Source organism: Streptomyces sp. NPDC002490 (assembly GCF_040296045.1).
Classification (GTDB): domain Bacteria; phylum Actinomycetota; class Actinomycetes; order Streptomycetales; family Streptomycetaceae; genus Streptomyces.
Genome location: NZ_JBEOWM010000007.1, coordinates 182148 through 189033, shown reverse-complemented (window position 1 = coordinate 189033; position 6886 = coordinate 182148). Strand labels below are relative to the sequence as shown.

Below are 6886 nucleotides of genomic sequence, written 5' to 3'. Positions count from 1 at the left end.
GTCACGTCCAACCATGACGGCCGCCCTCACCGCGGCCGTGCTCGTGCTCCTCTCCGGATGCTCCTCCGGGGAGGCCGACGCCTTGGCGTCGGGGCCACGACACGCTCGGTTCAGGGGGTCAGCGGCGGCCGGGGGCCTTGCGGCTCCCCCGTCGGACCGTCCTGCTCCCGGACGACCTCGCCCGGGACGACCTTGCCGTCCGGGTAGCGCATGCGGGCCTGCTGGAAGGCGCCTCCCAGCGAGCCGGGCGCGGCGGCGGACATCCGGCGCTCCAGGGTGCGCTCCGTCCACCGCCCGACCCCCTTGCGGATCGGCGGCAGCAAGAGCAGCAGCCCGGCCGCGTCCGAGATCAGCCCCGGAACGATCAACAGCAGCCCCGCGAGCATCACCAGCCCGCTGCCCTCCCCGGGCCGGGGGGCGGACAGGGGGGCCGCGCCGCTCTGGGCCTGCTGGACCGCCTCGCTGAGGTGCTTGAACGCACGGCGCCCGGCGGCCTTGATCACCACGCTGCCGAGCACGACCCCGGCGACCAGCAGCAGGAAGACGGCGAACCCCCCGGCCGCTCCGGCGACCAGGGTCAGCAGCCAGACCTCCAGGACGAACCAGGCGGCGAGGGCGAGCGGGAAGAACCTCCGGAGGGTGCCCGGACGGCTACGGGTGGAAGGCGGCGGGGGCGGTGCACCGGTCGTCATGCCTCCAGTGTGCCTGGCCCGGCATCGGTCCGGCATAAAGCGGGAGGGTCAACGATCCTGAGCGTCCCCCGCTCAGGTGCCCGAGCGGATCGGCTCAGGCCCCTCCGGCGCGCCGACCGGCGGTCCCGCTGGGCTCACCCTGCCGGGGCTCGCGGGCCGGGGTGCTCGCCGGCCCGTGGGACCTCAGCTTGCTGAAACGTTCCGTGACGCCCCAGGCCGTGACCCTCCACAGGGCTTCGACCAGGATGTCCTTGCTCATCTTGGAGTCGCCGTGCACCCGCTCGACGAAGGTGATCGGCACCTCGACCACGTGGAAGCCCGCCCTGATCGCACGCCGCGCCAGATCGACCTGGAAACAGTAGCCCTGCGAGGCCACCTCGGTCAGGCCGAGTCCTTCGAGGGTCTCCCGCCGGAAGGCCCGGTAACCGCCGGTGACGTCCCGCAGCGGGACGTCGAGGAGCAACCGCGAGTAGGTGCTGCCGCCGCGGGAGATGAACTCCCGGGACTTGGGCCAGTTGACCACCCGGCCGCCCGGCACCCAACGGGAGCCCAGGACCAGGTCTGCCCCCTTCAGGGCGGTCAGCAGCCGGGGCAGTTCCTCGGGCTGGTGGGAGCCGTCCGCGTCCATCTCGACGAGGACGCCGTAGCCCTTCTCTAGGCCCCACCGGAAACCGGCGAGGTACGCCGCGCCGAGCCCCTCCTTGCCCTTGCGGTGCAGCACGTGGACCTGCTCGTCGTCGGCTGCGAGCCGGTCGGCCAGCTCCCCGGTGCCGTCGGGGCTGTTGTCGTCGGCGACGAGGACGTGCGCATCGGGGACCGCGGACCGCACCCGGCCGACGATCGACGCGATGTTCTCGGCCTCGTTGTAGGTCGGAATGATGACCAGGGCCGTGCCCAGTGGGCCGAACCGCCGTTCCTCGGCACCGGCCGAGGACATCGCGTCGCCGTCGTTCACAAGAGCCCCTTCGTGCAAGTCGTCGCAGGTGTCCACCATAGTGCGACGGCCCTCGCCGGCGTGCCGCAACGGGGCCTCGACGGGCCGGTGTCGTCCCCGGGGCCGGGCCCGGGGCACGGATCGGGCCCGGCGCTCTTCGGGCCGGCCCGGGACCCGCTGGCTGCGGGTCGGCCGGGGCCGTTGTCTACTGAGCGGCCGGGCCCCATCGGGGCCACGCGCCCCGTGCTCCCCGAGGAGCCGGGGGGACCTCCGACCAGCCGGAACGTTCCCCCGCCCCCGAGGCGCGGGAACTGGGCCTGGCTCCCAGCGGCGGGGCGGCGTCCGGACGCGCCCCGCCCTCTGACCCAGCGGCGTTCGACGACTGCGCGGACGTTCGCCGGTCGGACGTCCAGTGGTGGACGCCGCCGAACCTACCCGCCCCCGGCAGCTTTCTGTCAATACCTCGACAACCTGCGGAAATTTCCGGAAACCACAGGTCAAAATCGAGGGTGCGCAGGTGAGGCGGTGGGTACTGCACCCCCGCCCCGGTGGACCGCACCGTCGTACGTCACTCCCCCGGCCGTACGTACACCGTCCGTCCGGCCACCACCGTGCGCAGGCACTGCGGCGGTTCGGCACCCGGCGAGAGGTCCGGCAGGCCGGGGGTGCCGGAGCGGGGGTCGGTGGACCAGCGGGCCACCCGGTCGTCGGGGGCCTGGACCAGGAGCGGCCCGGCGCGCCAGAGCGCGTAGTCGGCAGGTGCCCCGGGCACGAGCGCCCCCGCGTCGTCCCGTCCGATCGCGCGCCAGCCGCCGCGGGTGTGGGCCGCGAAGGCGGCGCGCACCGAGATCCGGTGGTCCGGGGTGCGATGGTGGGCCGCGGCGCGGACGGTGCCCCAAGGATCGAGCGGGGTCACCGGGCTGTCCGAGCCGAAGGCCAGGGCGGCTCCGGCCCGCAGCAGGGCGGCGAACGGGTTGAGGGAACGGGCCCGCTCCGCACCGAGGCGCTCGACGTACATGCCCTCCGCACCGCCCCAGCGGGCGTCGAAGGCGGGCTGCACGGAAGCGGTGAGGCCCAGGTCGGCGAAGGCGGCGACGGTGTCGGGCGTGAGCATCTCCGCGTGCTCCACCCGGTGACGGGCGGCCCGGACCCGGGCCAGGCCGACTCGGTCGGCGGCGGCCCGCACCCCGCCCACCACGGTGGCGAGAGCGGCGTCGCCGATGGCGTGGAAACCGGCCTGGAGCCCCGCTTCGGTGCAGGCCACCACGTGGGCGGTGATGTCGGCGGCGTCCAGGTAGGCGGTGCCGCGGTGCGCGGCGTCGGCGTACGGCTCGTGCAGGCAGGCGGTGTGCGAGCCGAGGGAACCGTCCACGAAGAGGTCGCCGGCCGCACCGAGGGCACCGAGCTCCCGGATCCGCTCGGCGTCCCGGGGGCCGGTGACCCGCTCGCCCCAGTAGCCGACGACCCGGGGGCCGGGTTCCTGGCCGGCCAGCCGGAGCAGCCCGGCGAGGTCCTCCTCGCTGGAGATCTCCGGTCCGCCGCACTCGTGGACGGAGCCGATGCCGAGCGAGGCCGCGTGCCTCAGCGCCGCGCGCTGGGCCTCGGTGCGCTGGGCGGGGGTGACGGCGGCGAGCGCGGCGGCGCGCACCGCGTGGTGGGCGTCCCGGGTGAGGGGGGCGCCGACGGCGTAACCGTCCCGGTCGGTGATGCCCGGGACGAGGTCGAGCAGGGCGGTGCTGACGACCGCGGAGTGGACGTCGACGCGGGAGAGGTACAGGGGCCGGCCCGCGGTGGCGGCGTCGAGTTCGGCACGGGACGGAGGCCGGCCGTCCGGCCAGCGGGCGGCGTCCCAGCCGTGGCCGAGGAGCACCCGGTCGTCGGGGCGGGACCGGGCGTGGGCCGCGACCCGTGCGAGGGCCTCCTCACGGGTGGCGGCCCCGGTGAGGTCGAGGCCGGTGAGGGCGAGCCCGGTGGAGGTGGTGTGGACGTGGGAGTCGGTGAAGGCGGGGGTGACGAGGGCGCCCTCCAGGTCGACGACCTCGTCGGCGGCGGCCGCGAAGGCGTCGGCCGCCCCCTCCGAGCCCACCCAGGCGATCTGGCCGCGGGAGACCACCATGGCGGTGGCGAAGGGGTCGGCGGGCGAGTGGACCTCTCCCCCGCGCAGGAGGACGGTGCCCTCTTCGGGCACCGGGTCGGACGGGGCGGTTGTGCGCTGGCTCATGACTCCAGTGTCCCGGCCGGCCGGGACGGACCGGACCCGGGGCCGCCACGACGCGCTCCGCGGGGCGGCGGCCCGTTCAGATCCGGGGCGGTCGCGCCTCGTAGGGGGTGGACAGGACGACCGTGGTGCGGGTGGAGACCCCGGCGAGGCTCCGCAGCCGGCCGAGGAGGTGCTCCAGTTCGCGCGGGGTCGCCACCCGGACCTTGAGGATGTAGTTCTCGTCGCCGGCCACGCTGTGGCACGCCTCGATCTCGGGGACCCCGGCGAGGCGCTCGGCGATGTCGTCGGGTGCGCTGGGATCGAAGGGTTTCACCGAGATGAACGCCGTGAGCGGCAGACCGACGGCTTCCGGGTCGACGACCGCGGCGTACCCCCGGATCACCCCGCGCTGCTCCAGCCGCCGCACCCGCTGGTGCACGGCCGAAGTGGACAGGCCGGTGGCCTTGCCCAGGTCGGTGTAGCTCATCCGCCCGTCCTTGACGAGCAATTCGACGATCTGACGATCCAGCTCCTCCATGGCGGAAACCTACAGCTCCGATGATCGTCGCGGATACCGGAAGCGCGTTCGCCCGCGTTCCGAGACCGATCGGTGACGCACCGGGCGGTCCGTTCGGCTAACGGCCCCCGTCCCGGGAGTCGTTGACCCATTGGTGTGACGAACGCCACAGCCCGTTGGAGGCGTCTGCGCACGTCGGGCGATTATCGCCCTGATCGGACGGGAAATGCTTGCTGTGGCCGGGGCCCAGCGCCCGGCCCACCCATCGAGGGGGAGAGTTCCCACATGCAGAGTGTGAAGCGCCCCGGGCGTCTGTCCCGGGTCAAGCAGCCAGTTTTCGAACCCGAGCCGGAGGACGTCGAAGTCGGTTCCGCGGAAGACGAGTTCGACGCCTACGACGGCGCCGGGACGATCCGGGTGATCTGCCCGGACTGCGCCCGGCCCATCGCCCTCCTCGCCGAGGAGGAGGTCCTGCCGGAGCACGCGATGTGCCCCACCCCCTGGAACCCGTTCGGCCTCCAGGTCTGCGCCGGGACGGGCCGTCCCGCCGCCGTGGCCCGCCCCGCGGACGGGGACCGCGAGGCGCAGGAGCACGACACCGCCGTTCTGCTGGCCCTCCCCCAGGGGCTCGACTGGCGGACCCAGCCCTTCTCCCACGTCGGCGGCCCGGGCTCGCGTCCCGTGCACTTCCCGCAGATGCGGCGCAGCGCGGCGGCCTGAGACCGCCGGCGCGCCACCCCCACCGTCCCACGCACCCCCGTTCCACCGGGCCGTTCCGCTCCCCGGCGTTCCTCCGCGGGCGCCGGTACCCCCGATGCCGCCCGATGCCCCCACGGGGGACCTCTTCGTACTCATGCCCGAGCCCCGGTGCGGGTGACCGTCCCCGCCGTGTGCCGTTGGCCACGGTATGACCTCACCCCTCGCACATCCGGCCGTACCCGAAGAATCGGTTCCGCTCAGGCGGTCCCCGCTGCCGCGGCGATCGGCACGGAACCGGACGCCCTTCTCCGCCGTGCCGTCCCGCTCGGGGCCGGTCCCGGTCCCCCGGCCGGCCCCGGACACCGATCCGCCGCTCTACCGGGCGCTGTCGGCACGGTGGAGCCGGGAGGGGAGAACCCTGCCCGGGGCGCCCGACCCCGAATGGGAGCGGCTCACCGCGCCCTCGGTGCGTCCCGGCCAGTTCGGCTCCGCCGTCACCGGCGGCTTCGGCTCGATCCCGTGGATCAGCGGGTCTCCGGTCCCACCAGGTGACGGGCGATGACCATGCGCTGGATCTGGTTGGTGCCCTCGACGATCTGGAGCGCCTTGGCCTCCCGCATGTACCGCTCCACCGGGAAGTCCGTGGTGTATCCGTAACCCCCCAGCACCTGCACCGCATCGGTGGTCACCTTCATCGCGGTGTCGGTGCACAGGAGCTTGGCCATGGCCGCCTCCTTCCCGAAGGGGCGCCCCGCGTCCCGCAGCCGGGCCGCCGCGAGGTAGAGCGCCCGCCCCGCGGCCACCTGGGTGGCCATGTCCGCGAGGAGGAACCGCAGCCCCTGGAAGTCCGCCAACGGGCGGCCGAACTGGTGCCGTTGGACCACGTACCCGGTGGCGGCGTCCAGGGCCGCCTGGGCCACGCCGACCGCGCAGGCCGCTATGCCGAGCCGACCGGAGTCGAGGGCGGCCAGCGCGATCGCGAAGCCCTGCCCCTCGGCGCCCAGGCGCCGGTCGTCGGAGACCCGGACCCCGTCGAAGTGGACCTGCGCGGTGGGCGAACCCTTCATGCCCATCTTCTTCTCCGGGGAGGCCGCGCTCAGCCCGGGGGCGTCCCCGGGCACCAGGTAGGCGGTGACCCCGCGCGGCCCTTCCCCGCCCGAGCGGGCCAGAACGGTGTAGAAGTCGGCGATCCCGCCGTGGGTGATCCACGCCTTGGTTCCGGTGAGCACCCAATCCCCGGTGTCCCCGTCCCGGACGGCCCGGGTGCGCAGGGAGGCGGCGTCGGAGCCCGCCGAGGGTTCCGACAGGCAGTACGCGCCGAGCAGGTCCCCGCCGAGCATCGCGGGCAGGTGCGCGGCCCGCTGCTCCTCGGTGCCGAAGCCCGCGAGGGCGTGGCAGGCGAGCGTGTGCACGCTGACGCCGAGTCCGACCGTGAGCCGGGCCGCGGCGAGTTCCTCCAGCACCTGGAGGTAGACCTCGTACGGCTGTTCCCCGCCGCCGTACGCGGCGTCGTAGGGGAGGCCGAGCAGGCCGGACTCGGACAGCAGGGCGAAGACCTCGCGGGGGAAGCGGCCCGCCTCCTCCTGCTCGGCGGCGGTCGGGGCGACCTCCCGCTGGGCGAGTTCCCGGACGAGTGCGAACAGGTCGCGGGCTTCGTCCGTGGGGGCGATCCGGTCCACGGGCTGCGGAACGTGGTCGGGCATGTGCGGTCCTCCCTGTCGGGCAGTTCGGAGGCGCTCGCCACGGGTACGGCGACCCGCCTCCGGCGGGGTCCGTGGCACCGGTCCGGCGTCTGGGCGCGGCCCGGGTCCACAGCGGTGCGGCACTGCCCGCCGTGGAGCCGT

The 6886-nt window shown here is 74.6% G+C and carries 6 protein-coding genes; 1 reads left to right on the top strand and 5 read right to left on the bottom strand.

From position 1 onward, the window contains the following. Positions 1-110 precede the first annotated feature (110 nt). The 4 genes from fxsA to ABT092_RS07045 all read right to left on the bottom strand — a co-directional run bounded on the left by fxsA (position 111) and on the right by ABT092_RS07045 (position 4364). On the bottom strand, positions 111-692 hold the full coding sequence (fxsA, locus tag ABT092_RS07060; protein ID WP_351240652.1) for an FxsA family membrane protein: 582 nt from the start codon (positions 690-692) through the stop codon (positions 111-113). Positions 693-786: 94 nt separating this feature from the next. Beyond that, positions 787-1647, bottom strand: a complete 861-nt coding sequence (locus tag ABT092_RS07055; RefSeq protein WP_351240650.1) for a polyprenol monophosphomannose synthase — start codon at positions 1645-1647, stop codon at positions 787-789. A gap of 547 nt (positions 1648-2194) precedes the next feature. Continuing rightward, a complete protein-coding gene (locus ABT092_RS07050) occupies positions 2195-3847 on the bottom strand; it encodes an amidohydrolase (RefSeq protein WP_351240648.1) in 1653 nt (550 codons plus the stop codon). Positions 3848-3923: 76 nt separating this feature from the next. Continuing rightward, the gene (locus ABT092_RS07045; RefSeq protein WP_351240646.1) at positions 3924-4364 is read right to left on the bottom strand and encodes an Lrp/AsnC family transcriptional regulator; all 441 of its coding nucleotides are present in this window, start codon (positions 4362-4364) and stop codon (positions 3924-3926) included. Positions 4365-4628: 264 nt separating this feature from the next. Here ABT092_RS07045 and ABT092_RS07040 point away from each other — a divergent pair, with 264 nt between their 5' ends. Then, positions 4629-5063: a hypothetical protein gene (locus ABT092_RS07040; RefSeq protein WP_351240644.1), complete on the top strand. Its 435-nt coding sequence runs from the start codon at positions 4629-4631 to the stop codon at positions 5061-5063. Between the two features lie 503 nt (positions 5064-5566). Here ABT092_RS07040 and ABT092_RS07035 read toward each other — a convergent pair. Then, positions 5567-6745, bottom strand: a complete 1179-nt coding sequence (locus ABT092_RS07035; RefSeq protein ID WP_351240642.1) for an acyl-CoA dehydrogenase family protein — start codon at positions 6743-6745, stop codon at positions 5567-5569. Positions 6746-6886 lie beyond the last annotated feature (141 nt).